Here is a 23,809-nt window from a genome sequence, read left to right on the forward strand (position 1 = left end):
ATCGCGGCAGCAAAAAGGGCGTACGTTCCGGGAAATTCCCTCCCGGAACGTACGCCCTGTGCAGAGCGGAGGCCCGTGCGGGCCGGGGCCCTCAGGCCCCGGAGCCCTCGGCCGGCTGTCGTGCGGCCTCGGCACGGGCGAACGCGGCGTCGACGGCGGCGTCCTCCTTGGCCTTGTTCGCACCGCCCTGGCTCTTGACGATCGTCACGATCAGCGCGATGAAAGCCACCGCCATCACCACGGGCGGGACCAGCGCGGCGACATAGTCCATGGCCGTCGGCTCCTTCTGATGGGTCTGGAATGCTCCGGTTGCTGAGCGACCCGTCCAGATTACGCGCACGGCCGCGGAGATCTCCGCGAGGCCCCTCAGGCGAGCCGGGCCGTCAGGCCCGTCGGCGGAGGGGCGGGCTTGCGGCGCGGCGGAAACACCTCGCCGGGGGTCGGAATGGGGCGGTCGGGGCGGGACGGGGCCGGTGGCGCCGCGGGTTTCTCCGCAGGCTTCTCCGGCGCGGCGGGCCGGGCGCCGGGCTTGGGCCCGTCCGCCTCCTGCGGCGCCGCCCGCCCGCCCGGCAGGGCCAGCAGCCGGGTGCGCCGTGCCACCGGCGCGCCGTCCGTGCGCGAGGCCGGCACGGCGGCCTGCGTCAGACGTTCGCAGCGCTGCAGCAGCGCCGTGCGGCGGCCCGCCTCGGCCCTGCCGGACGCGGCCGCGCAGAGCGTGCGCAGTGCGGCGACGTCCTCCGCGCCGGGCCGGCAGCCCGCCGCCAGGGCGTCCTGGAGGCGCTCCAGATAGCCGGGAGCGGCCCCGGGCAGGGCGGAGCGGTAGCGGGCGAGGTCGGCGAGGAGGAAGGCGCGCAGCCTGTCGCCCTCGTGGGCCGCCTCGTCCACGGCTTCGGCGAGCCGGAGGCAGTCCCGCACCTCCTCGGCCCGCGCGGGGCCGGGGTGCCGGAGGACGGAGTGGGGCCGGAGTGCGATGGCGAGGGCACGACGCACAATGCGCAGCTCGTCCGCGCTGAACGCCATGCCGCCGCGGGATCCATAAGGCGTGGGCATGGACCGACTTTAAGTGCTAAACGGACAATTTTGGCATATTCCGTCATTTCGGCGTGGCATGCGCCGGAACCCGGCCGGAGCCGGGTTCCCCCGCAAATGTCCCGGGCGCGAATGCCGCCGAATACCCTCGAATGCCGAGCAGCGCCCGGAACGTTCCCGGACAGGATCCGGATCGGCTCCGGATCCGCTCCGGAGCGGATTACGTGCGCGAGACGTTGCGCTCGTAGACCAGGCGCAGACCGATCAGCGTGAGCCACGGTTCGTGCTCGTCGATCACCGACGCCTCGCCCAGCACCATCGGTGCGAGTCCGCCCGTCGCGATGACCGTCACGTCGTCCGGGTCGTCGGCCAGCTCCCGCGCCATCCGGTTCACGACCCCGTCGACCTGGCCCGTGAAGCCGTAGAGGATGCCCGACTGCATGGCCTCGACGGTGTTCTTGCCGATGACGCTGCGCGGCCGGGCCAGCTCGATCTTGCGCAGCTGGGCGCCCCGGACGCCCAGCGCCTCCACCGAGATCTCGATGCCGGGGGCGATCACGCCGCCGACGTACTCCCCGCGCGCGCTCACCGCGTCGAACGTGGTGGCCGTCCCGAAGTCGACGACCACGCACGGCCCGCCGTAGAGCTCGACGGCGGCGACCGCGTTGATGATGCGGTCGGCGCCGACCTCCTTGGGGTTGTCCATCAGGATCGGCACCCCCGTCTTCACGCCCGGCTCGACGAGGATCGCCGGCACGTCGCCGTAGTAGCGGCGGGTCACCTCGCGCAGCTCGTGCAGGACGGACGGGACGGTCGAGCAGATGGCGATGCCCTCGATGCCCTCGCCCAGTTCGTCGCCGAGCAGCGGGTGCCGGCCCATCAGTCCCTGGATGAGCACGGCCAGTTCGTCGGCCGTGCGGCGGGCGTCCGTGGAGATGCGCCAATGCTCCACGATGTCCTCGCCGTCGAACAGGCCGAGGACGGTGTGGGTGTTGCCGACGTCGATGGTGAGCAGCATCAGACGGCTTCTTCCCGGAGGTCCAGCCCGATGTCGAGGATCGGGGAGGAGTGGGTGAGCGCCCCGACGGCGAGGAAGTCGACGCCCGCCTCGGCGTAGGCGCGGGCGTTGTCGAGGGTGAGCCGCCCGGAGGACTCCAGGAGGGCGCGCCCTGCGACGAGTTCGACGGCCTCGCGGGTCTGCTCGGGGGTGAAGTTGTCCAGCAGGATCAGCTCCGCGCCCTCGGCGAGGATCGGCGGGATCTGGTCGATCCGGTCCACCTCAACCTCGATCGCCACGTCCGGGAACTGCTCCCGCACGGCCTTGAACGCCTCCGCGACGCCGCCCGCGGCGATGACGTGGTTGTCCTTGATGAGTGCGGCGTCCGACAGCGACATGCGGTGGTTGACGCCACCGCCGCACCGCACCGCGTACTTCTCCAGGGCGCGCAGGCCGACCGTGGTCTTGCGGGTGTCGCGGACGGCGGCCTTGGTGCCCTCCAGCACGTCGGTCCAGGCGCTCGTGGCGGTGGCGATGCCCGACAGGTGGCACAGGATGTTGAGCGCGCTGCGCTCGCCGGTCAGCAGGTCGCGTGTGTGCGTCCGGACGGTCAGAAGTTTCTGGCCGGCCTCCACCCGGTCGCCGTCCTCGACGTGCCGCTCGACCTCGAACTCCTCGGTGCACACGACGGACAGGATCGCCTCGGCGATGCGCAGCCCGGCGACGGTGCCCGCCTCCCGGGCGGTGAAGTCGGCGGCGGCGACGGCGTCGTGGGGAATGGTGGCGAAGGTGGTGATGTCCTTGCCGCCGTCCAGGTCCTCGTCGATGGCGAGGTGGGCGATGTCCTCGATCTGCAGCGGGTCCAGTCCTGCAGCGGCCAGGAGCGCGGAGAGGTCGGGGTCGAGGCCGCACTCCATGGCCTCGGCGTCCGCCTCGCCGCAGGCGCAGCCGGCGCCGCAGCCGGCCGCCTCCTCACCGATCTGGTGCAGCGGAAGTTCCTCGGGGGTGCCGGACATGGTGCTCACGTGCTTCTCCTCGGTGGCAGCGGAGGTTACGGGCGGAAAGGCGGCCGTCCCGGTGGTGGAGACCGCGAGGGTGCGGTCGGGGCCGAGCGTCACCAGCAGGTGGCGGCGCCAGGCGGGGTCGTCGCGGTCGGGCCGGTCCTCGCGCCAGTGGCAGCCGCGGGTCTCCTCCCGGCGGAGCGCAGCGGCGACCAGGACGCGGGCGACGAGCAGGAGGTTGGTGGCCTCCCAGCTCTCGGTGCCGGCGGCTTCCGGCGGGGCGGCGCAGTCGGCGTGGAGCCGCTCCAGCTGCTCCGCCGCCGTGCTCAGACTCTCTGCGGAGCGCAGGACGCCCGCGCCGGCGGTCATGATGCGCTGGACGGCCCGACGGGCCTCGGGGGTGACGAGGCACGACGCCGGGACGGCCTCGTCCGCCGGCTCCCGGCCCTCCGCGGCGACGGCGGACGTGCCGATGTCGGAGGCGATCCGCTCGGCGAACACCAGCCCTTCCAGCAGGGAGTTGGACGCCAGCCGGTTCGCACCGTGCACGCCGGTGCACGCCACCTCGCCGCACGCGTACAGCCCGGGAACCGTCGTCCGCCCGTACAGATCCGTCCGCACGCCGCCGGAGGCGTAGTGCGCGGCCGGGGCCACCGGTATGGGCTCGGTGACCGGGTCGATGTCGTGCGACCGGCAGGCCGCCAGGATGGTGGGGAAGCGGTGCTCCCACATCTGCGCGCCGAAGTGCCGGGCGTCGAGGAACATGTGCTCCGCGCCGGTCTCCTGCATGCGCCGCATGATGCCCTTGGCGACGATGTCGCGCGGTGCCAGCTCGGCGAGTTCGTGCTGACCGACCATGAAGCGGTGGCCGTCGGCGTCGACGAGGTGGGCGCCTTCGCCGCGCACTGCCTCCGAGACGAGCGGCTGCTGGCCCTCGGACCCGGGACCGAGCCACAGGACGGTCGGATGGAACTGGACGAACTCCAGGTCCGAGATCTCCGCGCCGGCGCGGAGGGCGAGCGCCACGCCGTCGCCCGTGGAGACGGCCGGGTTGGTGGTCGCGGAGAACACCTGACCCATGCCGCCGGTCGCCAGGACGACCGCTCCGGCCCGTACGGCGCCGACGCCGTCGTTCTGTCCCTCGCCCATCACGTGCAGGGAGACGCCCGCGGCCCGGCCGTCCACGTCCTTGAGGAGGTCGAGGACCAGCGCGTGCTCGATGGTCTTGATGCCCGCGGCCCGCACGGCCTCGACCAGTGCCCGGGAGATCTCCGCGCCGGTGGCGTCGCCGCCTGCGTGGGCGATGCGGCGGCGGTGGTGACCGCCCTCGCGGGTCAGCAGGATCTCGCCGGTGACGTCGTCGGTGTCGAACTGCGCGCCGGTGGCGATGAGTCTGCGGACGGCGTCGGGGCCTTCGGTGACCAGCGTGCGCACGGCGTCCTCGTCGCACAGGCCCGCACCGGCGACGAGGGTGTCGTCCAAGTGCTGCCCGGGGGAGTCGCCCTCGCCGAGGGCGGCCGCGATGCCGCCCTGCGCCCAGCGCGTCGAACCGTCGTCCAGGCGGGCCTTGGTGACGACGGTGACCTTCTGCCCGGCCGCTGCGCAGCGCAGCGCGATGGTGAGTCCGGCGACGCCGGAGCCCACCACGACGACGTCGGCGTCGACCGACCAGCCGGGGCGGGGCGCATGCAGGCGTATACCGGTCATCGGTCTTCTCCGAACGCCCCGAAGACGAGAGGCATGTTGTCGATCAGACGAGTGGTGCCCACCTTGGCGGCGACGGCGAGGACGGCCTCGCCGGTGTAGTCGTCGGGGACTTCGGTGAAGTCCGCCGGGTCGACGAGGGCGAGGTAGTCGAGGTCGACCGGCGGCGTCATCTGCGCGGCCGCGTGCAGGACGACGTGAGCAGCGTGCCGGACGGCGCCCGGGCCGAGTTCGACGACGTTGTGGGCGGCGAGCAGGGCGCGCGACAGCTCGAGCGCGGAGGCGCGGTCGGCGTCGGAGAGATAGCGGTTGCGGCTGGAGAGGGCCAGCCCGTCGGCCTCGCGGACCGTGGGGACGGCCACGATCTCGACGGGGAAGTTCAGGTCGCGCACCATGCGGCGGATCAGGGCGAGTTGCTGTGCGTCCTTCTGACCGAACAGGGCGACGTCCGGGAGCGTCAGGTGCAGCAGCTTGGCGACGACCGTGAGCATGCCGTCGAAGTGGCCCGGGCGGAAGGCGCCTTCGAGCCGCTCGCCCATCGGCCCTGCCGTGACGCGGACCTGGGGCTCGCCACCGGGGTAGACCTCGTCGGCGGCGGGGGCGAACACGGCGTCCGCGCCCGCCTTTCCGGCGACGGCGAAGTCGGCGTCGAGGGTGCGCGGGTAGCGCTCGAGGTCCTCGCCGGGGCCGAACTGCAGCGGGTTGACGAAGACCGTGACGACCACCTCGCCGTCCGCGCCGACCAGTTCGCGGGCGGTGCGGATCAGGGTCGCGTGGCCCTCGTGCAGGGCACCCATGGTCATCACGACGGCGCGACGGCCGCTGCGCGGCGGCCCGTGGAGCTCCGCTGCCGTACGGGCGAGTCGGGGGGTGGTCACTTGTTGCCTCCGTCCGCGAGGACGCCGAGCAGGTCCTCCGCCAGTTCCGGCTTGAGCAGGCCGTGCGCGAGGGCGCGGTCCGCGGTGGTGCGGGCCATCGCCAGGTACCCGGCGACGGCCTGGGGCGCGTGGGCGCGCAGCTCCGCGACGTGGGCGGCCACCGTGCCCGCGTCGCCGCGGGCGACGGGCCCGGTGAGGGCGGCGTCGCCGCTGCGCAGGGCGTTGTCGAGGGCGGCGCCGAGGAGCGGGCCGAGCATCCGGTCGGGGTGCTCCACGCCGGCCGTGCGCAGCAGCTCCATGGCCTGGGCGACCAGGGTGACGAGGTGGTTGGCGCCGATGGCGAGGGCCGCGTGATAGAGCGGGCGCGCGGCCTCCTCGATCCACTCGGGCTCGCCGCCCATCTCGATGACCAGCGCCTCGGCGGCCAGCCGCAGCTCCTCGGGGGCCGTGACACCGAAGGAGCACCCGGCCAGCCGCTGGACGTCGACCGGGGTGCCGGTGAAGGTCATCGCCGGGTGCAGGGCCAGCGGCAGGGCGCCGGCCCGCCGGGCGGGGTCCAGGACGGCGGTGCCGTGCCGCCCCGAGGTGTGCACGAGGAGCTGCCCCGGGCGGACCGCGCCGGTCTCGGCGAGGCCGGCGACGAGGCCGGGCAGGGCGTCGTCGGGGACGGTGAGCAGGACGAGCTCGGCGTGCGCCAGTACTTCGGCGGGCGTCATCACGGGGACGCCGGGGAGCATGGCCTCCGCGCGCCGCCGGGAGGCGTCGGAGACGCCGGACACGGCGACCGGGCGGTGCCCGGCGAGCTGGAGCGAGGCGGCCAGTGCGGGGCCGACCCGGCCCGCGCCGACGACGCCGACGGTGAGCCGGGCGGGGCGGTCCTGGGGGCTCGGGTGCTCCGAGGAAAGGTGTGCGTTCACGCGGCGGGATGCCTTCCGTTCCAGTCCGCGGGGGTACCGGACGATTCCTTTGTCATGCTACGCGAGTGCCCCCGCGCCCCTCCGGTCCGACTATCCGATGACCGGGGCGGCCCTGTGGATAACTCCGGCCGGGTGTCGGGCCGGTGCGCGATGATCGGCCCATGACCGACGACGGTGCGAAGACGGACGGTACGAGTACGGACGGTACGAGTACGGACGGCGCGGGCGGGGACAGCACGGGCGCGGGTGTGGACCGCGCCCGCAGACTGGCGGCGCTGCACGGCGCGGAGCGGATGCTCTCGGCGAGCCCGTTCAAGGAACGGCTCGGCGAGCGGCTGGCGCGGCTGGCGGCCGAAGCGCCGGACGCGTACGACCTGGCCGAATGGCCGGACATCTACGGGGACGGGGTGGTCGCCGAGCTGGAGCGGCGGGTGGCGGAGCTGCTGGGCACGGAAGCGGCCGCGTTCTTCCCCACGGGGACGATGGCCCAGCAGGTGGCGCTGCGCTGCTGGGCGGGGCGCACGGGCGGCAATGCGGTGGCCATGCATCCGCTGTCCCATCTGGAGATGCACGAGCGGAGAGCGTATGCGCAGCTCAGCGGGTTGCGCGCGGTGCACACCACGCAGGAGCCCCGGCCGCCCACGGCGGCGGAGGTGCGGGAGCTGGAGGAGCCCTTCGGGACCCTTGCCCTGGAGCTGCCGCTGCGCGAGCCCGGCTTCCTGCTGCCCACGTGGGAGGAGCTCTGCGAGGTCGTGGAGGCGGCCCGCGAGCGGGACGCGGTGGTCCACTTCGACGGGGCGCGGCTGTGGGAGTGCGCGGAGCACTTCGGGGTCGGGCTGCCGGAGCTGGCGGGCCTGGCCGACTCGGTGTACGTGTCCTTCTACAAGTCGCTCGGCGGCATATCGGGAGCCGCGCTCGCGGGCCCGGCCTCGCTGATCGAGGAGGCCGTCGCCTGGCGGCACCGGTACGGCGGGCAGCTGTTCCAGCAGTGGCCCGCGGCGCTCGCCGCGCTGGCCGGGCTGGACCGCGAGCTGCCGCGGCTGCCGTCGTACGTGGCGCACGCGAAGGTCGTGGCCCGGGCCCTGGAGGAGGCCTTCCGCGCCGCCGGAGTGCCCTGGTTCCGGGTGCATCCGGAGGAGCCGCACACCCACCAGTTCCAGGTGTGGCTGCCGTATCCGGCCGAGGTGCTGGAGGAGGCCGGGGTGCGGTTCGCGGAGGAGACCGGCACCTGGGTGTTCAACCGCTGGTCCGGAGCGCCGGTACCCGGCATGGCGGTCACCGAGGTCACGGTCGCCGCGTCAGCGCTGGACTGGACGCCCGCAGACGTCCGGGACGCGGTCTGCGCCCTGCTGGAGCGGGCGGACGGGCTGCGCGGCTGACGGGCGGTGCACGACGGCAGCGGCGGCGCGCCGGCCCGGCCGCAGCAGACCGAGCAGAGCGGACCACCGTGCGCGGCGGGCGGCGGTGCGCTCGTCGACGACGGCCCGGAAGCGCCGCCAGGTGAGGAATTCGCGGACGGCCTGCGCCTCGCCGGTGCCCGGCGCGGGCGGTGCGGGCTCGTGGTGGCGGGCGGCGCGGTGGAGGTCGAGCATGTGCTGCTGGATCGCGTTCATGCATTCCACCGTGCGGCGCCCGGAAAGCCCCCGCACCTGGATTGACCAGGACCGTCAATCGACGGCCCGACCTGCGGAGAAGAGAGGCACGATGAGCTCATGAGCGTGACGATCGACATCGCCGGGCTGCCGCCCGAGCGCCTCGTGTTCGGCCCGTCGCCCCTGGCCGAGCTGTGCGCCTCGCTGCACGCTCTGGCCGAGCCGGGGCACCACCCCGGGCTGCACGGCTGGACGACCGCGACGAACGCCTCCCTGAAACCGGACCTCGCGGACCGGCTGTGCGAGGCCGACTTCCTGTGGAGCTCGACCTTCTCGGACATCTCCATGCCGTTCGCGGCCGTACCCGGCACGCACGGCAGGCCCGGCGCCACGCTCGCCGAGGACCTGGACATCCTCGACCGGCTCGACGACGACATCTACGTCAACGCCGCCCTGGAGATCTCCTGCACCCAGCGGTACAGCCAGGGCGGCCCGTCGCCGCTGTCCGACCCCGCGGCCCGTGCGGAGGCCCTGGAGCGGGCCACGGCACGTGGCCCTCGGCAACTGGCCTTCGCCCGGCGGCTCCTGGAGGATCCGCCGACGGTGCGGGCCTGGATCCGCCGCCTGTTCGAGGACTGCGCGGAGGCGTTCTTCGACGACCTGTGGCAGCGGGTGCGGGTCCAACTGGCCGCCGACGCGCGGCACAAGGCGGAGGTCCTCCGCCACAAGGGCCTCGCCGAGGCGATGGCCCAGGTCTCGGCGGCGGTGTCCCTGGAGGCGGACGGCAGCCGGATCAGCGTCGACAAGATAGGCAGCGGGCGCACCACGGCCCTCGACCCGGCCGTCGGCGCGGGTGTCACGTTCGTCCCGTCCTCCGTCGGCTGGCCGCACCTGCTGGTGCTGCACGCGCCCGGCTGGCGCCCGGTCGTCCAGTACCCGGTGGCCGCGCCCGAGCTCCCCGGCCCCGCCGCGCTGGACCTGCTCCAGCGGCGGCTGGACGCCCTGGCCCACCCGATGCGCATGCGGATGTGCCGCTACCTGGCCCGCGCCGCCTTCACCACGAGCGAGCTGGCGGCGGCGAACGGCATCACCGCACCCGAGGTCTCGCGGCACGTGGCCGTGCTGAAGAAGGCCGGGCTGATCACCACCCGCCGCCGCGGCCGCTACGTGCTGCACCAGCTGGACCTGACCGTGGTGGCCCGGCTGGGCAGCGACTTCCTGGAGGGGGTGCTGCGCTGACCGCTACTGCAGCCCGCCGCCCCCGGCCCGTACCAGGCCGCTCTCGTAGGCCATCACCACGACCTGGACCCGGTCCCGCAGCCCCAGCTTGGTGAGGATGCGGCCCACATGGGTCTTCACGGTGGCCTCCGACAGCACCAGCCGCGCCGCGATCTCGCCGTTGGACAGCCCCTGGGCCACCAGGAGCATCACCTCGCGCTCGCGCTCGGTCAGCCGGCCCAGCTCGGCGCTCGTCGGCTCGTTGGCGGTGCTCGGCAGCATGGGTGTGAAGCGGTCCAGCAGCCGGCGGGTGGTGCTCGGGGCGACCACGGCGTCGCCGCTGTGCACGGACCGGATGGCGCCCAGCAGTTCGCCCGGCGGCACGTCCTTGAGCATGAAGCCGCTCGCACCGGCCTTGAGAGCGGAGAAGGCGTATTCGTCGAGGTCGAAGGTGGTGAGGATCAGCACCTTCGGCGGGTTCTCCTGGGCGCAGATGCGGCGGGTCGCCTCGACCCCGTCCAGCCGCGGCATCCGGACGTCCATCAGGACCACGTCCACGGCCGTGCCGACCAGCGCCTCGAGCGCCTCCACGCCGTCCCCGGCCTCGGCGACGACCTCCATGTCGGGCTGGGCCGCCAGCACCATGCGGAAGCCGGTGCGCAGCAGCACCTGGTCGTCGACGAGCATCACGCGGATCGACATGCGGGTTCCTTTTCTCTGCCGTTCAGATCATTCGGATCATTGCTCTTTGACACGTTCACAGAATCCTGCCGTCACCGGCCGCCCGGTTTGATCGGCAGCAGCACGCTGATCCGGAAGCCGCCGCCGGGCCGCGGCCCCGCGTCCAGGGTGCCGCCGACCATGCCGACCCGCTCGCGCATGCCGATCAGGCCGTGGCCCATGCCGTCCGCGCCCCCGGACTCGTAGAGCTCGTGCTGTGCGCCCCGGCCGTCGTCCTCGACGAGCAGCCCCAGCCCGTCGTCGAAGTAGGTCAGCTGCACGCTCGCCCCGACGCCCGGTCCGCCGTGCTTGCGGGTGTTGGTGAGCGCTTCCTGCACGATCCGGTAGGCCGTCAGCTCCACGCCGCTGGGCAGCGGGCGGGGCGCGCCCTCGACCTTGAACTCCACCGGCATCCCGGCGCCCCGCACCTGTTCGACCAGATCGCCGATCTGCTCCACGTCGGGCTGCGGGACGTACTCGCCGCCCTCCCCCGAGCCCTCCTCGGTGCGCAGCACGCCCAGCAGTCGGCGCATCTCCGTCAGCGCCTGGCGGCCGGTGCCGGAGATCGTCTCCAGTGCCTGTTTGGCCTGCTCGGGCGAGGAGTCCAGGACGTAGGCGGCGCCGTCCGCCTGGACCACCATCACGGACACGTTGTGCGCGACCACGTCGTGCAGTTCACGGGCGATGCGGGCGCGTTCGGCGGTCACGGCCATCCGCGACTGCTGCTCGCGCTCCTTCTCCAGCCGCTCGGCGCGCTCCTCCAGCTGGGCCCAGTAGGCGCGCCGGGTCCGCATGGAGTCGCCCAGCACCCAGGCAAGCAGGAAGGGCACGGTGACGAAGACCGTCCCTATCACCTGGCCGGGCACCGACTGGTGCGGCTCCGGCCAGCGGAGGGCGGCGATCGTGGGCGCGAGCAGGCCCGCGATCAGGGCGAACCGGGAGGCCCAGCGGGTGCCGCCGGACGCCACGGTGTAGACGATCACGAGCATCGCGAAGTCGGAGACGTCCGCCGAGGCACCGGTGACCACCTGGCCCACGCCGACCGCGGCCGCCAGCAGCAGCATCTTCTCCGGCGCCCGCCGCCGCAGGGCGATCACCGTGCACAGCGCGAACGCCGCGACGATCTTGGCGGCGGTCGGCCCCTTGCTGCCCCCCTCTGCGATGGACAGGGCGCTGAACATCAACAGCAGGAGAGCCCAGAAGCTGTCCACCCCCGTGGGGTGTCTGCGGAGGAAGTCGTAGAGGCGCTGCACGTCACCCAGCGTAGGCACGTCGGGTACGTGCCGGGGTCAACCGGACGATCGATCCGTCGACTCCTCCTCTACTCCCCAAGGTGGAGGCACCGGGACCGCCGTGCGCGCATACGGTGTGCCTATGGGAAGCGAGAGGACCAGGCCCGACCCGTCGTGGCTGCCGTGGCGGGAGGCGGCGGAGGCCGCACTGTACGGCCCCGGCGGCTTCTACCGCCGCCCCGAGGGCCCGGCCGGTCACTTCCGCACCTCGGTGCACGCCTCCCCGCTCTTCGCGGGCGCGGTCGTGGAGCTGCTGCGCCGCGTCGACGCCGCGCTCGGGCACCCGGCGGAGCTGGCGTTCACCGATATGGGCGCGGGGCGCGGGGAGCTCGTCACGAGCGTGCTCGACCGGTGCCCGCCGGAGCTGGCCGGGCGGCTGCGCCCGTACGCCGTGGAGCTCGCGGACCGGCCCGCCGGGCTGGACGGGCGCATCACCTGGCTGGACGAACCCCCGACGGGGACGGAAGGCCTGCTGTTCGCCAACGAGTGGCTGGACAACGTGCCGCTCGACGTCGCCGAGGCGGACGGCGCGGGCACGGCCCGCCGGGTCCTGGTCCGCCCCGACGGCGAGGAGCTGCTGGGCGACCCGGTCGCCGGGGAGGACGCCGCCTGGCTGGAGCGCTGGTGGCCGCTGGAGGGCGCCCCGCCCGGCAGCCGGGCCGAGATCGGCCGCCCCCGCGACGCCGCCTGGGCCCGGGCCGTGGGCGGACTGCGGGCAGGGCTGGCCGTCGCCGTGGACTACGCCCACGAGCGCGCCGCGCGGCCGCCGTTCGGCACCCTGGCCGGCTTCCGCGAGGGCCGCGAGGTGCGGCCGGTGCCCGACGGCTCGTGCGACATCACCGCGCACGTGGCGCTCGACGCCTGCGCGGGCCCGGGCGCCTCGGTGCTCAGCCAGCGCGAGGCGCTGCGCGCGCTCGGCGTCGACGGCCGCCGCCCGCCGCTCTCGCTCGCCTCGTCCGACCCGGCCGCCTACGTACGGGCGCTCGGCGCGGCCGGCGAGGCGACGGAGCTGACCTCCCCCGGCGGCCTGGGCAGCTTCGGCTGGCTGCTCCAGCCGGTCGGGCCGGCCTGCGCGGACGTGCTGGGCGCGGGTGCCGGGGACAGCTGAGAAACTGTCCCCATGACGGAGACGACAGTCGGCATCGGCGGCGCGGCGGAGAGCACCGACATGGTGCTCAACATCGGCCCTCAGCACCCGTCCACCCACGGTGTGCTGCGGCTGCGCCTCGTTCTCGACGGGGAGCGGGTCCGCAGCGCGGAGCCGGTCATCGGCTATATGCACCGGGGCGCGGAGAAGCTGTTCGAGGCGCGCGACTACCGGCAGATCATCATGCTCGCCAACCGCCACGACTGGCTGTCGGCCTTCTCCAACGAGCTCGGCGTGGTGATGGCCGTGGAGCGGATGCTGGGCATGGAGGTGCCCGAGCGCGCCGTGTGGCTGCGCACGCTGCTGGCCGAGCTCAACCGGGTGCTCAACCACCTGATGTTCCTGGGCTCGTATCCGCTGGAGCTCGGCGGCATCACCCCCGTCTTCCACGCCTTCCGCGAGCGCGAGGAGCTCCAGACGGTGATGGAGGAGGTCTCCGGCGGCCGGATGCACTACATGTTCAACCGCGTCGGCGGCCTCAAGGAGGACCTGCCCGCGGGCTGGCTCGGCCGGGCCCGGCACGCGGTGGCCGAGGTCCGCTCCCGGATGGACGTCTACGACCGGCTGGTCCTCGGCAACGAGATCTTCCGCGGCCGGACGCGCGGCGTGGGCGTGCTCGCCCCGGAGGCGGTGCACGCCTACGGGGTCAGCGGGCCCATCGCCCGTGCCTCCGGCGTCGACTTCGACCTGCGCCGCGACGAGCCGTACCTGGCCTACGCCGAGCTGGGCGACGTGCTGAAGGTCGTCACCCGCGAGGAGGGCGACTGCCTGGCCCGCTTCGAGTGCCTGCTGGAGCAGACGCACAACTCCCTGGAGCTGGCGGACGCCTGCCTGGAGCGGCTGGCGGAGCTTCCGCCCGGCCCGGTCAACCAGCGGCTGCCCAAGGTGCTCAAGGCACCCGAGGGCGCGACCTACGCCTGGACGGAGAACCCGCTCGGCCTGAACGGGTACTACCTCGTCTCCAAGGGCGAGAAGACGCCGTACCGGCTGAAGCTCCGCTCGGCGTCGTTCAACAACATCCAGGCGCTGATCGAGCTGCTCCCGGGGACCCTGGTCGCGGACATGGTCGCGATCCTGGGCTCGATGTTCTTCGTCGTGGGCGACATCGACAAGTAGGGCCCCGGGCGGGGCCCCACGGCCGCTACGAGATCGCGCTGCGCAGTTCCGCGACGTCGATCTGCTCGGTCTCGTCGTGCACGGTCAGGTCGATGACCTTGCCGTCCGCGTCGGCCCCGGCCTCGGCCTCCGCCTCGGCGAGCGCCTCCTCGCCGACGACATCGGCCAGATCCTGCTCCTCCACCGGCTTCGAGGAGGCTGCCGGGACGCGGCCGGTGCCGAAGAAGTCGAAGCCGCCCTGGGCGCGGGAGGCGGGCCGCTGCGCGGGGGTCTGCGGGACGAGGGCCGTCGAGGACCCGGCCGCCGGCTTCGCCCCGGACGGGGCAGCGGCCTTGGACGGGGCCTCGGGCTCGTCCGCCGCGTCGGCCTTCGGCTTCTTCGCCCCGGACTTCCCCTCGGGCTTCCCCTCCGGCTTCGGCGCGGGCTTCGGCGCGGGCCCGGATGCGGGCTCCGGCTCGGGCGTGGACTCCGGCGCGGTCACCGGCTTCGGGCTGCGGGTGGCGGCCGCCTGCTGCCGTGCCGCGTTGCGCTCCAGGTTGCGCAGCGCGTCGGCGGCCTTGCGGAAGACCTCTGCGCCGGACCGCGCCTCCTCGGCGCCCGGGCGGTCCTCGGCCGCGGGCTCCAGCTCGTTCGCCGTCTTCGCCCGGGCGAGCAGGCGCCGCCCCTCCAGGGCGCTCGCGCGCCCGGTCTCGGCGGTGGCGTAGCGGCGCAGCAGGTCGGCGTGCTCGGTGCGGAGCCGGGCGAGCTCGGCACGCTTGGTGCGGAGCTTGGCCTCGACGCGGGTCTTGGCCAGGCCCGCCTCCTCCAGATCCGTCTCCAGCTCGGCGATGCGCTCGTCGGTCTTCCACTCGTCACGCGCACGGGCGGCGGTGAGCTGGGCGACCCGCTTGCCCGCGGAACGGTCCCAACGGCGCATCAGGACGGCGCCGACGACCGCGGCGGCGGAGGCAGCGACGGCCAGGCTGCGTATGAGGAGCGTTTCCTCCACCAACCAGGCACCGGCGGCGCAGGCGACCGATGTCGCGGCGACCGTCGATGCGGGAAGAAGCCGGTGCAGGGGTGCGGAATGGCGGTGGCGTCCTCGTGGCATGGCCTGAAACTTACCGTGCGTTGCCACAGGAGTGTGACCCCACCACCAAACTCTTCCCTTGATCTTACTTCTCCCCTACTTCACGCGTTCCCCGGCTTCCCCTCTCCGCCGTCTCCCGTCACTGCGTCACTTGGCCACCAGGCCCTTGTCCTTGAGGTACTTCGCGGCCACATCCGCGGGCTTGAGCCGCTCGGCGTCGACCTTCTTGTTGAGTTCGGTCAGATCGGCCGTGGTCAGCACCCTGGTGAGCTTGGCCAGCGCTTCTTCGATCTTCTGCGAACCCGCCTTCCGGTTATTCACCACCGGGAGGACGTTGTCGGAGTTCTGGAGCTTCTTGTCGTCCGCGAGCAGCACCAGGCCGAACTGCTTGAGCGTGGCGTCCGTGGTCGTGGTCAGCAGCAGCTGGTCCTTGCCGTCCTTGACCGCCTGCTTGGCCTGGGTGCTGCCGACCTCCAGCGGGTCGATGCCGGTGACCTTGATCCCGTAGGTCTTCTCCAGACCCGGCCGGCAGAAGGGCCGCTGGGAGCATTCGTCACCGGCCGCGATGCGTACCGCCTCCCCCGACTTTCCAAGATCGGAAAGCGTCTTGAGGTGGTGTTTCTCCGCGAACTCGGCCGTGACGGCGAAGGCGTTCTGATCGACCGCCCGGCCCGGGTCGAGCACCTTGAGGCCGCGCGGCTCGGCGAGTTTGCGCAGGGCCTTCACCGTCGCATCGGCATCGGGGGAAGCGACGGCGGGGGCGTCCTTGCCGTTCTGCTTCTTGTTCAGGAATTCCGCGAGCGTCGCCGCATACTCCGGGACGACATCGACCTGCCCCTTCTCCAGCGCCGGTTCATACAGCTCACGCGCATCGACGGTCTTGATCGAGGTCGAATATCCGGCGTCCTTCAGCAGCCCCGCATATATCTCCGCGAGCACCTTGGACTCGGTGAACGACGCCGATCCGATCACCAGCGAGCCCGAGCCCCCGCCGGAGCCGCCGCCCTCGCCGGACTTCTCCAGGCTGTTGCCGCCGCACGCGGCGAGGCCGGCCGTCAGGGCCACGGCGCCTATCGCCGCCGGCAGGGCGCGGGCGGTCCGCGCCCTGCGCGGGGTCCTGGTCATGCGTACTCCATTCCGTCGGGGCGGCCGTGGCGCCGGCGCAGTGGGTCCAGCCCGCGCTGCGCGAGGACGAAGACGCCCTCGACCAGCAGGGCCAGCACGGCCACGAGCAGGGCGCCGGCCACCACCTGTGCGGTGTCGGTGAGCCGGAAACCGGCGGTGATGATGCGCCCGAGGCCGCCGCCCCCGGGCAGTGCGGCCAGCGTCGTCGTGGCCACGACCTGGACGGCCGCGGAGCGGATGCCGGTGACGATGAACGGGAAGGCCAGCGGCAGTTCGACCCGGGCCACTATCTGACGGCCCGTCATACCCATGCCGCGGGCGGCCTCCACGACGCCCCGGTCCACTTCGCGCATGCCCACATAGGCGTTGGTGAGCAACGGCGGTATCGCGAACAGGACCAGCGCGATGACGGTGGGCCACGAACCATGCGTACCCAGCGGGCTGAGCAGCAACAGCACCAGCACCGCGAACGTCGGCACCGCGCGCCCCGCGTTGGAGATGTTCACCGCCAACGCGCCGCCGCGGCCCAGGTGGCCGAGCAGCACGGCCACGGGCAGCGCGATCGCACACGAGATCAACAGGCATGCGACGGTGAGGAAGAGATGCTGGCCGAGCCTGTGCCACACACCCTCCGCGCCCGTCCAGTGGGAGCCGGTGGACAGCCAGGTCCAGGTCTTCGTGACGACGTCCATCAGGCCGCCACCGCCTCGGTGCCGGCGGGCCGTCCGGCACGGCGGCCCGTACGCCTGCGCGTACGCGTCCACGGCGTCAGCAGCCGCTGGACCAGCAGCAGCAGCACATCCGCCCCGACGGCGAGGACCACGCACAGCACCGAGGCCGTGAGCACCTGCGCCTTGAAATAGCTGCGCATGCCGTCATAGATCAGATTCCCCAGGCCGCCGTATCCGATGATCGCGCCCACCGTGGTGAGCGAGACGGTGGAGACCGTGGCGATCCGCAGGCCGGCCATCAAGGCGGGCAGGGCCAGCGGGAGTTCGACGCCGAACAGCAGCCGGACCGGCCCGTAGCCCATGCCGCGTGCCGCCTCACGGGCCTCCTCCGGGACGGCGGCCAGGCCGGCCAGGATGTTGCGCACGAGGATCGTCAGCGAATACAGCACCAGGCCCGTCACCACGACGGCCGCCGACAGCCCGAACACCGGCACCAGCAGAGAGAACATCGCCAGCGACGGCACCGTGTAGAGCACCGTGGTCAGCCCGAGGACCGGGCCCGCCACGCTGCGCCGTCTGCGCGCCAGCAGGGCCAGCGGCAGGGCGACCAGCAGCCCCAGCGCGACCGATGCCACCGTGATGCCGATGTGCTGCAGCACGGCATCCGTGAGCTCCTGCCCCCGCGTCCGCACGTACTCACCGCAGATCCAGTCGTTGGTGATCAGGCAGTTCCCGTTCGCCGCCATGCGTGCGCTCACCTCCCCCTCGGCATTCACCGTCGGTTACTGGCGACCCTAACCTCCGGCACCGACAATCGCCTCCGGCGAGGCCTCCTGCCATCCGGCAGCAACATTGTTCGACCACAATGGGGTGTCATGATCCGCTTCGAGCACGTGACCAAACGCTTCGCCGACGGCACGACCGCCGTGGACGACCTGTCCTTCGAGGTGGCGGAGGGCGAGCTCGTCACGCTCGTCGGACCGTCGGGGTGCGGCAAGACCACCACGATGAAGATGGTCAACCGGCTGATCGAGCCGAGCAGCGGCCGCATCCTGGTGAACGGCGAGGACATCGCGGACGTCGACCCCGTCGAGCTGCGCCGCCGCATCGGCTACGTCATCCAGCAGGTGGGCCTCTTCCCGCACAAGACGGTGCTGGAGAACACGGCCACCGTGCCGCATCTGCTCGGCTGGCAGCGCAGGAAGGCCCGTGAGCGGGCGGCGGAGCTGCTCGACCTGGTCGGCCTCGACCCGGCCGTCTACGGCGACCGCTACCCCGACCAGCTCTCCGGCGGCCAGCGCCAGCGCGTCGGAGTGGCCCGCGCCCTGGCCGCGGACCCGCCCGTCCTGCTGATGGACGAGCCCTTCGGCGCCGTCGACCCCGTGGTGCGCGAACGGCTGCAGAACGAGTTCCTGCGGCTGCAGTCGCAGGTCCGCAAGACCGTGCTCTTCGTCACCCACGACATCGAGGAGGCCGTCCGGCTGGGCGACCGCATCGCGGTGTACGGGAACGGGCGCATCGAACAGTTCGACGCACCGGCTGCGGTGCTGGGGGCGCCGGCCACGCCGTACGTGGCCGACTTCGTCGGGGCGGACCGGGGGCTCAAGCGGCTCTCCGTCACCGCGATCGAGGCGGGCGACCTGGAGCAGCCGCCGGTGGTGCACCTGGAGGACCGGCTGCCGGAGGCCGCTGCGCGGCTCGCCCGGGAGGGGGCTCGGTGGGCCGTGGTCCTCGACGACCAGGACCACCTGCACGGGTGGGTGGACGCGGGGGCGCTCCACGGGGGCAGCGGCACGGTGCGGGACCATGCGCGGCGCATGGATGCCTGGGTACCGGTGGGAGCTTCGCTGAAGCAGGCGTTCAGCACGATGCTGCAGCACGACGCCGGGTGGATCGCGGTGCTCGGCGGGGACGGTGCCGATCACTTCGTGGGGGTGCTCACCCCTGCCCGGCTGCACGAGGCGCTGCGGAGGTCGATCGGGGCCGATGCCGTGGGCGCTGCGCGCAGCGAGGTGGATGTGGCTACCGTGCCGGGTTCGTAGTCGGGTGCGGGTGCGCTGTGGCTTGTCGCGCAGTTCCCCGCGCCCCTTCGGGGCGCGGTTCTACGCCCGGGTTGCGCCCCCGTTGCCTTCCTCGTCCTCATCCTCCGGGAGTTTGCAGACGCGCTCCATGAAGAACGCCGCCGCTATCACGCACGCGCCCGCCAGGACCGATGCGCCGGCGTAGATCGCCTGGTCGCGGCGGGCCGGGGCCTGGACGCCGTCGATGAGGAGGAAGGCTCCGACGCCGCCGTACATGCCGGCCACCAGGGCCGCGACCAGGGCGCTCGCCTGGCCGAAGACGACCGCGCGGGCCGCCAGCAGCGGGTCGACGCCCTTGGCGCCGGGGCGCCGCTCGCGCTGCGCCCGCAGCCGGGCGCGCAGCGAGAGGGCCGTCGCCGCGAGGACCACGGCGATGACCGCGAGGACGATCGGAGCCGCCACGGGCACGCTCGGCAGCGTGCCGAAGGCGTCCCACAGCCGGGCGCCGCCCCAGGAGACCACCCCGGCCACGACGAACAGGCCGGCCAGTACTCCGATCCGCAGCTGCTTCACCTGTCCGTCGCCCCTCGTCGTCCTTCGTTCTCGTACACGGGAAAAACCACTACGCCCAACGGTCAGTCGGGCAGTCGGAGTTCCAGGTCGGCCCGGGGCTCGACGCCCTCGCGGCCGAGCGCGTCCAGCAGTTCGGCCACCCGGCCACGGCCCGGAACAACAGCCTCCGGATCCACGTCGTACCACGGAGCCAGCACGAAGGCACGTTCGTGCGCGCGCGGATGCGGCAGCGTCAGCCGGGGGTCGTCGGAGATCACGTCCTGGTAGGTGACGATGTCGACGTCGATCGTCCGCGGGCCCCAGCGCTCGTCGCGCACGCGCTCGAAGGCCTCCTCGATGGCGTGGCCGCGCTCCAGCAGGGAATCCGGCGGGAGCGTCGTCTTCACCAGGACGACCGCGTTGTAGTAGGACGGCTGCGAGCCCGGGGTCACGCCCCAGGGCTCCGTCTCGTACACCGGGGACACCGCCTTCACCCGCAGGCCCGGGGTGTCCTCCAGCGCGTCGACCGCGCCCTGCAGCGTCTCCAGGCGGTTGCCCAGATTGCTGCCCAGGGAGATCACGGCCCACTGGGGATTGCTCAACGTCACATCGGCGGCATCCACCTGCTCCACCACGGAGGCGGGCACCGGCTGCACGGTCGGGTCGCTGCTGCTCATACTCGGCTCCGGGTGATCGTGACCGTCACATCGTCGAAGGGCACGGTGATCGGGGCGTCGGGCTTGTGCACGACGACCTCCACCTCCCGCACCGGATCGTGCTTGAGGCACTGCTGGGCGATCCGCTCGGCGAGCGTCTCGATGAGGTCGACCGGCTCGCCCTCGACGATCGCGGCGACCTCCTCCGCCACGATGCCGTAGTGGACCGTCTTCGTGAGGTCGTCGGAGGCCGCGGCGGGCCGGGTGTCCAGGCTCAGCACCAGGTCCACGATGAAGGTCTGGCCCTCCTCGCGTTCGCGGGGGAAGACCCCGTGGTGGCCGCGAGCCTTCAAGCCGCGCAGCGCGACACGATCCACACGAATCACTCCTGCTGGTCGTCGGGACGGGGTGCGTCCCATCCCCTCGGGGCCGGGTCGCCCACTTCGAATCTACCTGCGAGCACCGACAGCGCTCGCCCACGGGGGCTATGGACAAGGAGCGCGCGCGGTGCTAGCCGACTCCCGCCGCGCTTACCCGGAGGCCCCGTGATCCACCCTTACCCGGCCCGCATTCAGCTCGAACGAGTGATCACATATCCCTCACACTGACGCCTCGAACACGCCCCGAACGTGCCCCCGACACACCCCGAAGCGCTCCGCATCACGCCGCGGACGGCCCCGGGGCCTCGCCGTCCTCAGGCTCCTCCTCGTCCTCGCTCGCGAGGACCGGGGAGCCGTGGTGGGACCAGATCCGCCACTCGTCGCCGCTGCGCCGGAACACGTTGGTCGCCACGACCAGCTGGCCCACCAGCGGCCCCAGCTCGCCCTCCGACTCGGCCGGGCCGCCGCTGAGGATGTTCTCGGTGCACGTCACCAGGGCCGTGTCACCGGCCACCGCCACCTCGACGTCCGTCAGGAAGAACTGGATGTACTCGGTGCTCGCCATGATCAGGGCGTACGACCGGAGGACCTCGCTCCGCCCGCGCAGCACCGGCCAGCCCGGGTGCACACAGGACACCTCGACCTCGGGGTCGTCCAGCCACAGCCGGTCCATCGCCGTCGTGTCGCCGCGCTCCACCGCCTCGTAGAGCGCGGTGTTGGCCCGCTCGACCTGCTCGCTGTCCGTCGGGACCGAGGTCACGCGGCTCCCTCCACGGCACGTACCACCCGCACGGCGTCCGCGCTGGCCCCGACCTCGTGCACCCGGACCGCCCAGGCGCCCTCGCGCGCGGCGAGGGCCGAGACCGCGGCGGTCGCGGCGTCCCGCTCCCGGGCGGGCGGCGGCGGATCGCCCGCCTCCCCGGCCAGCACCCGGCCCAGGAACCGCTTGCGGGACGCGGCCACCAGCATCGGCAGCTCCAGCTCCGCCCGGAACCGGCCCAGGTGGGCGACCAGCGCCAGGTCGTGCTCGGCGTTCTTGGCGAAGCCCAGCCCGGGGTCCACCACGATCCGGTCCGGCCCGATGCCACCCGCGACCACCGCGTCCACCCGCTGCCGCAGCTCGGCGAGCACCTCGCCGACCACGTCCCGGTAGACCGCCCGGCTGTTCATGTCCTGGCTGAAGCCCCGCCAGTGCATCACCACGAAGGGCACCCCGGCCGTCGCCACCACGGGCACCATCGCCGGGTCGGCGAGCCCGCCGCTCACATCGTTGACCAGCACCGCACCTGCCTCGATCGCCGCCTCCGCGACGCTCGCGCGCATGGTGTCCACCGACACCACCACGCCCTCGCCGGCCAGCTCGCGGACCACCGGGACCACCCGGCGCAGCTCCTCGCTCTCGTCGACCCGCACGGCGCCCGGGCGGGTCGACTCGCCGCCCACGTCCACCAGGTCGGCGCCGCCCGCCACCAGGTCGAAGCCGCGCTTGACGGCCGCTGCCGGGTCGAACCAGCGCCCGCCGTCCGAGAACGAGTCGGGCGTGACGTTGACCACGCCCATCACCGCACAACGGTCCCACTCGGGCAGTCCGACCGGCCTGGTACGGCCGCGCAACGTACTCATGCACCCAGCCTAGGGCGTGCCGCGGGGCCTGTGCCGTCCGCCCGCGGGCCGGGGCCGGACATGCGGCGAGGGCGCCCTCCCCGCTGTGGGGAAGGCGCCCTCGTCATGGCGTCGCGCGCACGGCCGTCACGCCGCGCGGGTGACCTCCTCCGGGTCGCCGACGTGCGACTCCAGGCCGGACGGCTTCGGCGCGGCCGGGCGGCGGCGCAGCAGCCTCGGCAGCTCCAGGAAGCCCTCGGCCTGCATCATCGCGAAGCCGATGCGGGGCAGGTCGCGGCTGTTCGGGAAGACGATGAAGCGCGGCTCCCAGCGGGGGCGGAACTTCTCGTTGAACTTGTACAGCGACTCGATCTGGAACCAGCGCGAGAGGAACAGCAGCACCGCGCGCTGGATGCGCACGACCGGGCCGGCGCCCAGCTTGCCGCCGCGCTCCAGGGCGGAGCGGAAGAACGCGAAGTTCAGCGACATCCGCTTGATCTTCAGGTCGGGCGCGGCCTGGAGGAAGGCGACGATCAGCAGCTCGTTCATGCCCGGGTCCGCGCTGCGGTCACGGCGCATGAGCTCCAGCGAGGAGCCGTCCTTGCCCCACGGCACGTAGTGCTGCATGGCCTTGAGGTCGCCGAACGGGGCCTCCTCGCCCTCCTCCGGGTCCCGGTGGGCGGTGGCGATGATGGCGTCCAGGTCCTTCGGGTCGCCGATCCGGCCCAGCGCCATGGAGAAGCCGCGCTCCTCCTCGGTGTCGCGCCAGGCGCCGGCGGCCTTCTGGACGATCTCCAGCTCCTCGGCGGAGAGATCGCCGACGCGGCGCACCTTGGTGGTGTAGCCGTTGCGCTCGATGCGCTTGACCATCTGGCGGACGTTGCGCATGGAGCGGCCGCTCAGGCTGAAGTCGGCCACGTCGACGATGGCCTCGTCGCCCATCTCCAGGGCGTCCAGCCCGGTCTCGCGGGTCCAGACCTCGCCGCCGGTCTCGCTGCAGCCGTTGACGGCCGGGGTCCAGGAGTACTTCTTGGCCAGCTCCATGAACTGCTCGATCGCGCCCGGCCAGGCCTCGACGTCGCCGATGGGGTCGCCGCTGGCCAGCATCACGCCGGAGACGACGCGGTAGGAGACGGCGGCCTTGCCGCTCGGGGAGAAGACGACGCTCTTGTCGCGGCGCAGCGCGAAGTGGCCGAGCGAGTCGCGGGCGCCGTGCTTGTCCAGCAGCTCGCGCAGCTTGTCCTCGTCGGCGTCGGTCAGGACGGCAGCCGGCAGCTCGGGGCGGAAGGCCAGGTAGGCGGTGGTGGCGACGGTCAACAGGCCGAGGGCCCCGAGGGAGTAGCCGACGGTGTAGTCGACGTGGTCGGTGTAGCGGATCGAGCCCTCGAAGCCGAAGAGGCCCCAGACGACGTGCTCGACCTGCTCCAGCACGGACGGGTCACCGACCATCTGGTCCGGGTGCGCGCCGACGATGATCCAGCCGAGGACGAAGCTGACGCCGCCCATGAGGATCAGGTTGGCCACCCACTTCCAGCGGCTGCGCGGGTCCGGCAGCGCTGCGAAGGACTTCTTGTGGCGCAGGAGGTAGATGAACAGCAGAATGGAGAGGACGGCGCCCGGACGGTTGTGGCGGTAGATCAGCTGCGCGGCCGCACCGAGCGGCAGCAGCAGCACGGCCGCCTGCCAGGCACGCTTCTTGGCGCGCTTGAGGCCGTGGGCGAGCATCAACAGCAGAATGCCGACGATGATCGAGCCGGCCGCGGCCAGCTGGGTCACCGTGCCGGGCAGCACCTCGGCAAAGGTGTGGGCCCGGCTCAACCGGAAACGCGGGACGACGCCGGACGCGATGTTCAGCAGCCCGACGAGCGCGGCGACGGTGCCCACGACTGCGGGTACCTTCTCCGGCCTCGGCCCCTTGGCGATACGCGCAAGCCCCGACAGCCACTTGGGTCCCTGAGGAACCTCGTCGGACTTTTTGCCATCTACCCTGACAGACATCTCTTCCCGTCGTCCATGTCGAGTGGGCCTGCGCCATGTGGAGGCTGTGCCCGGACAATGTGCGCCCTGTAGGACGACGGTTTCGGGGCTGAGGTTCCGCCGGGGGCCAAGCCCGGAAAGAAGT

Annotated in this window: 24 protein-coding genes and 1 pseudogene; 5 read left to right on the plus strand and 20 right to left on the minus strand. The window is 72.8% G+C overall.

The genetic code is table 11. The annotated features are described in order from the left end of the window. Positions 1-91 precede the first annotated feature (91 nt). From ACWD4B_RS17440 to ACWD4B_RS17470, 7 genes and pseudogenes are all read right to left on the minus strand, one after another. On the minus strand, positions 92-271 hold the full coding sequence (locus ACWD4B_RS17440) for a hypothetical protein (protein ID WP_227723055.1): 180 nt from the start codon (positions 269-271) through the stop codon (positions 92-94). A gap of 95 nt (positions 272-366) precedes the next feature. Further along, the gene (locus ACWD4B_RS17445; RefSeq protein ID WP_451421547.1) at positions 367-1,050 is read right to left on the minus strand and encodes a hypothetical protein; all 684 of its coding nucleotides are present in this window, start codon (positions 1,048-1,050) and stop codon (positions 367-369) included. Between the two features lie 199 nt (positions 1,051-1,249). Next, on the minus strand, positions 1,250-2,047 hold the full coding sequence (locus ACWD4B_RS17450; RefSeq protein WP_171083702.1) for a type III pantothenate kinase: 798 nt from the start codon (positions 2,045-2,047) through the stop codon (positions 1,250-1,252). Then, positions 2,047-3,042: a carboxylating nicotinate-nucleotide diphosphorylase gene (gene nadC / locus ACWD4B_RS17455; RefSeq protein WP_451421567.1), complete on the minus strand. Its 996-nt coding sequence runs from the start codon at positions 3,040-3,042 to the stop codon at positions 2,047-2,049. The genes ACWD4B_RS17450 and nadC overlap by 1 nt, the downstream gene beginning before the upstream one ends. Positions 3,043-3,054: 12 nt before the next feature. Next, positions 3,055-4,734, minus strand: a pseudogene (locus tag ACWD4B_RS17460) (L-aspartate oxidase); the annotation flags it as partial. Then, the gene (panC, locus tag ACWD4B_RS17465; RefSeq protein WP_451421548.1) at positions 4,731-5,609 is read right to left on the minus strand and encodes a pantoate--beta-alanine ligase; all 879 of its coding nucleotides are present in this window, start codon (positions 5,607-5,609) and stop codon (positions 4,731-4,733) included. The pseudogene ACWD4B_RS17460 and the gene panC, both read right to left, overlap by 4 nt. Then, positions 5,606-6,526, minus strand: coding sequence for a Rossmann-like and DUF2520 domain-containing protein (locus tag ACWD4B_RS17470; RefSeq protein WP_451421549.1), 921 nt, complete (start codon positions 6,524-6,526; stop codon positions 5,606-5,608). Before ACWD4B_RS17470 ends, panC begins: the two co-directional genes overlap by 4 nt. Before the next feature lie 161 nt (positions 6,527-6,687). Between ACWD4B_RS17470 and ACWD4B_RS17475 the strand changes: the two genes are divergently transcribed. Continuing rightward, on the plus strand, positions 6,688-7,905 hold the full coding sequence (locus tag ACWD4B_RS17475) for a threonine aldolase family protein (RefSeq protein ID WP_451421550.1): 1,218 nt from the start codon (positions 6,688-6,690) through the stop codon (positions 7,903-7,905). On the opposite strand, the gene ACWD4B_RS17480 is transcribed toward ACWD4B_RS17475, so the two are convergent. Continuing rightward, complete coding sequence (locus ACWD4B_RS17480) at positions 7,825-8,139, minus strand: hypothetical protein (RefSeq protein WP_451421551.1); 315 nt, start codon at positions 8,137-8,139, stop codon at positions 7,825-7,827. The genes ACWD4B_RS17475 and ACWD4B_RS17480 overlap by 81 nt on opposite strands. A 99-nt stretch (positions 8,140-8,238) precedes the next feature. Here ACWD4B_RS17480 and ACWD4B_RS17485 point away from each other — a divergent pair, with 99 nt between their 5' ends. Further along, entirely contained in the window at positions 8,239-9,357 is a 1,119-nt protein-coding gene (locus tag ACWD4B_RS17485) for a DUF5937 family protein (protein WP_336410750.1), read from the plus strand. Between the two features lie 3 nt (positions 9,358-9,360). On the opposite strand, the gene ACWD4B_RS17490 is transcribed toward ACWD4B_RS17485, so the two are convergent. Together ACWD4B_RS17490 and ACWD4B_RS17495 are read right to left on the minus strand one after the other, a co-directional pair. Then, complete coding sequence (locus ACWD4B_RS17490; RefSeq protein WP_451421552.1) at positions 9,361-10,038, minus strand: response regulator; 678 nt, start codon at positions 10,036-10,038, stop codon at positions 9,361-9,363. 71 nt (positions 10,039-10,109) lie between these two features. Beyond that, positions 10,110-11,309, minus strand: coding sequence for a sensor histidine kinase (locus tag ACWD4B_RS17495; protein ID WP_451421568.1), 1,200 nt, complete (start codon positions 11,307-11,309; stop codon positions 10,110-10,112). Positions 11,310-11,430: 121 nt separating this feature from the next. On the opposite strand from ACWD4B_RS17495, the gene ACWD4B_RS17500 reads away from it, so the two are divergent. Both ACWD4B_RS17500 and ACWD4B_RS17505 read left to right on the plus strand, forming a co-directional pair. Continuing rightward, on the plus strand, positions 11,431-12,456 hold the full coding sequence (locus ACWD4B_RS17500) for an SAM-dependent methyltransferase (protein WP_451421553.1): 1,026 nt from the start codon (positions 11,431-11,433) through the stop codon (positions 12,454-12,456). A 12-nt stretch (positions 12,457-12,468) separates the two neighbouring features. Continuing rightward, on the plus strand, positions 12,469-13,611 hold the full coding sequence (locus ACWD4B_RS17505; protein ID WP_336410746.1) for an NADH-quinone oxidoreductase subunit D-related protein: 1,143 nt from the start codon (positions 12,469-12,471) through the stop codon (positions 13,609-13,611). Positions 13,612-13,636: 25 nt separating this feature from the next. On the opposite strand, the gene ACWD4B_RS17510 is transcribed toward ACWD4B_RS17505, so the two are convergent. The 4 genes from ACWD4B_RS17510 to ACWD4B_RS17525 all read right to left on the minus strand — a co-directional run bounded on the left by ACWD4B_RS17510 (position 13,637) and on the right by ACWD4B_RS17525 (position 17,222). Next, positions 13,637-14,701, minus strand: coding sequence for a hypothetical protein (locus ACWD4B_RS17510; protein WP_451421554.1), 1,065 nt, complete (start codon positions 14,699-14,701; stop codon positions 13,637-13,639). A 126-nt stretch (positions 14,702-14,827) separates the two neighbouring features. Further along, complete coding sequence (locus tag ACWD4B_RS17515; protein ID WP_451421555.1) at positions 14,828-15,805, minus strand: ABC transporter substrate-binding protein; 978 nt, start codon at positions 15,803-15,805, stop codon at positions 14,828-14,830. Continuing rightward, positions 15,802-16,497: an ABC transporter permease gene (locus tag ACWD4B_RS17520; protein WP_451421556.1), complete on the minus strand. Its 696-nt coding sequence runs from the start codon at positions 16,495-16,497 to the stop codon at positions 15,802-15,804. Before ACWD4B_RS17520 ends, ACWD4B_RS17515 begins: the two co-directional genes overlap by 4 nt. Continuing rightward, a complete protein-coding gene (locus tag ACWD4B_RS17525) occupies positions 16,497-17,222 on the minus strand; it encodes an ABC transporter permease (RefSeq protein ID WP_451421557.1) in 726 nt (241 codons plus the stop codon). Before ACWD4B_RS17525 ends, ACWD4B_RS17520 begins: the two co-directional genes overlap by 1 nt. 129 nt (positions 17,223-17,351) lie before the next feature. On the opposite strand from ACWD4B_RS17525, the gene ACWD4B_RS17530 reads away from it, so the two are divergent. After that, complete coding sequence (locus tag ACWD4B_RS17530; RefSeq protein WP_451421558.1) at positions 17,352-18,518, plus strand: ABC transporter ATP-binding protein; 1,167 nt, start codon at positions 17,352-17,354, stop codon at positions 18,516-18,518. 60 nt (positions 18,519-18,578) lie between these two features. On the opposite strand, the gene ACWD4B_RS17535 is transcribed toward ACWD4B_RS17530, so the two are convergent. From ACWD4B_RS17535 to ACWD4B_RS17560, 6 genes are all read right to left on the minus strand, one after another. Next, the gene (locus ACWD4B_RS17535) at positions 18,579-19,070 is read right to left on the minus strand and encodes a DUF3180 domain-containing protein (RefSeq protein WP_451421559.1); all 492 of its coding nucleotides are present in this window, start codon (positions 19,068-19,070) and stop codon (positions 18,579-18,581) included. 62 nt (positions 19,071-19,132) lie between these two features. Next, positions 19,133-19,726, minus strand: a complete 594-nt coding sequence (gene folK, locus ACWD4B_RS17540; protein WP_336410740.1) for a 2-amino-4-hydroxy-6-hydroxymethyldihydropteridine diphosphokinase — start codon at positions 19,724-19,726, stop codon at positions 19,133-19,135. After that, a complete protein-coding gene (gene folB / locus ACWD4B_RS17545) occupies positions 19,723-20,082 on the minus strand; it encodes a dihydroneopterin aldolase (RefSeq protein WP_390776855.1) in 360 nt (119 codons plus the stop codon). Before folB ends, folK begins: the two co-directional genes overlap by 4 nt. A 283-nt stretch (positions 20,083-20,365) precedes the next feature. Continuing rightward, positions 20,366-20,845 (minus strand): nuclear transport factor 2 family protein, encoded by a 480-nt coding sequence (locus ACWD4B_RS17550; protein WP_451421560.1) that lies wholly within the window; start codon positions 20,843-20,845, stop codon positions 20,366-20,368. Further along, complete coding sequence (gene folP / locus ACWD4B_RS17555; protein WP_451421561.1) at positions 20,842-21,708, minus strand: dihydropteroate synthase; 867 nt, start codon at positions 21,706-21,708, stop codon at positions 20,842-20,844. The genes ACWD4B_RS17550 and folP overlap by 4 nt, the downstream gene beginning before the upstream one ends. 126 nt (positions 21,709-21,834) lie before the next feature. After that, positions 21,835-23,685, minus strand: a complete 1,851-nt coding sequence (locus tag ACWD4B_RS17560) for a phosphatidylglycerol lysyltransferase domain-containing protein (RefSeq protein WP_451421562.1) — start codon at positions 23,683-23,685, stop codon at positions 21,835-21,837. Between the last annotated feature and the right edge of the window lie 124 nt (positions 23,686-23,809).

This window comes from Streptomyces sp. NPDC002536 (assembly GCF_053594995.1).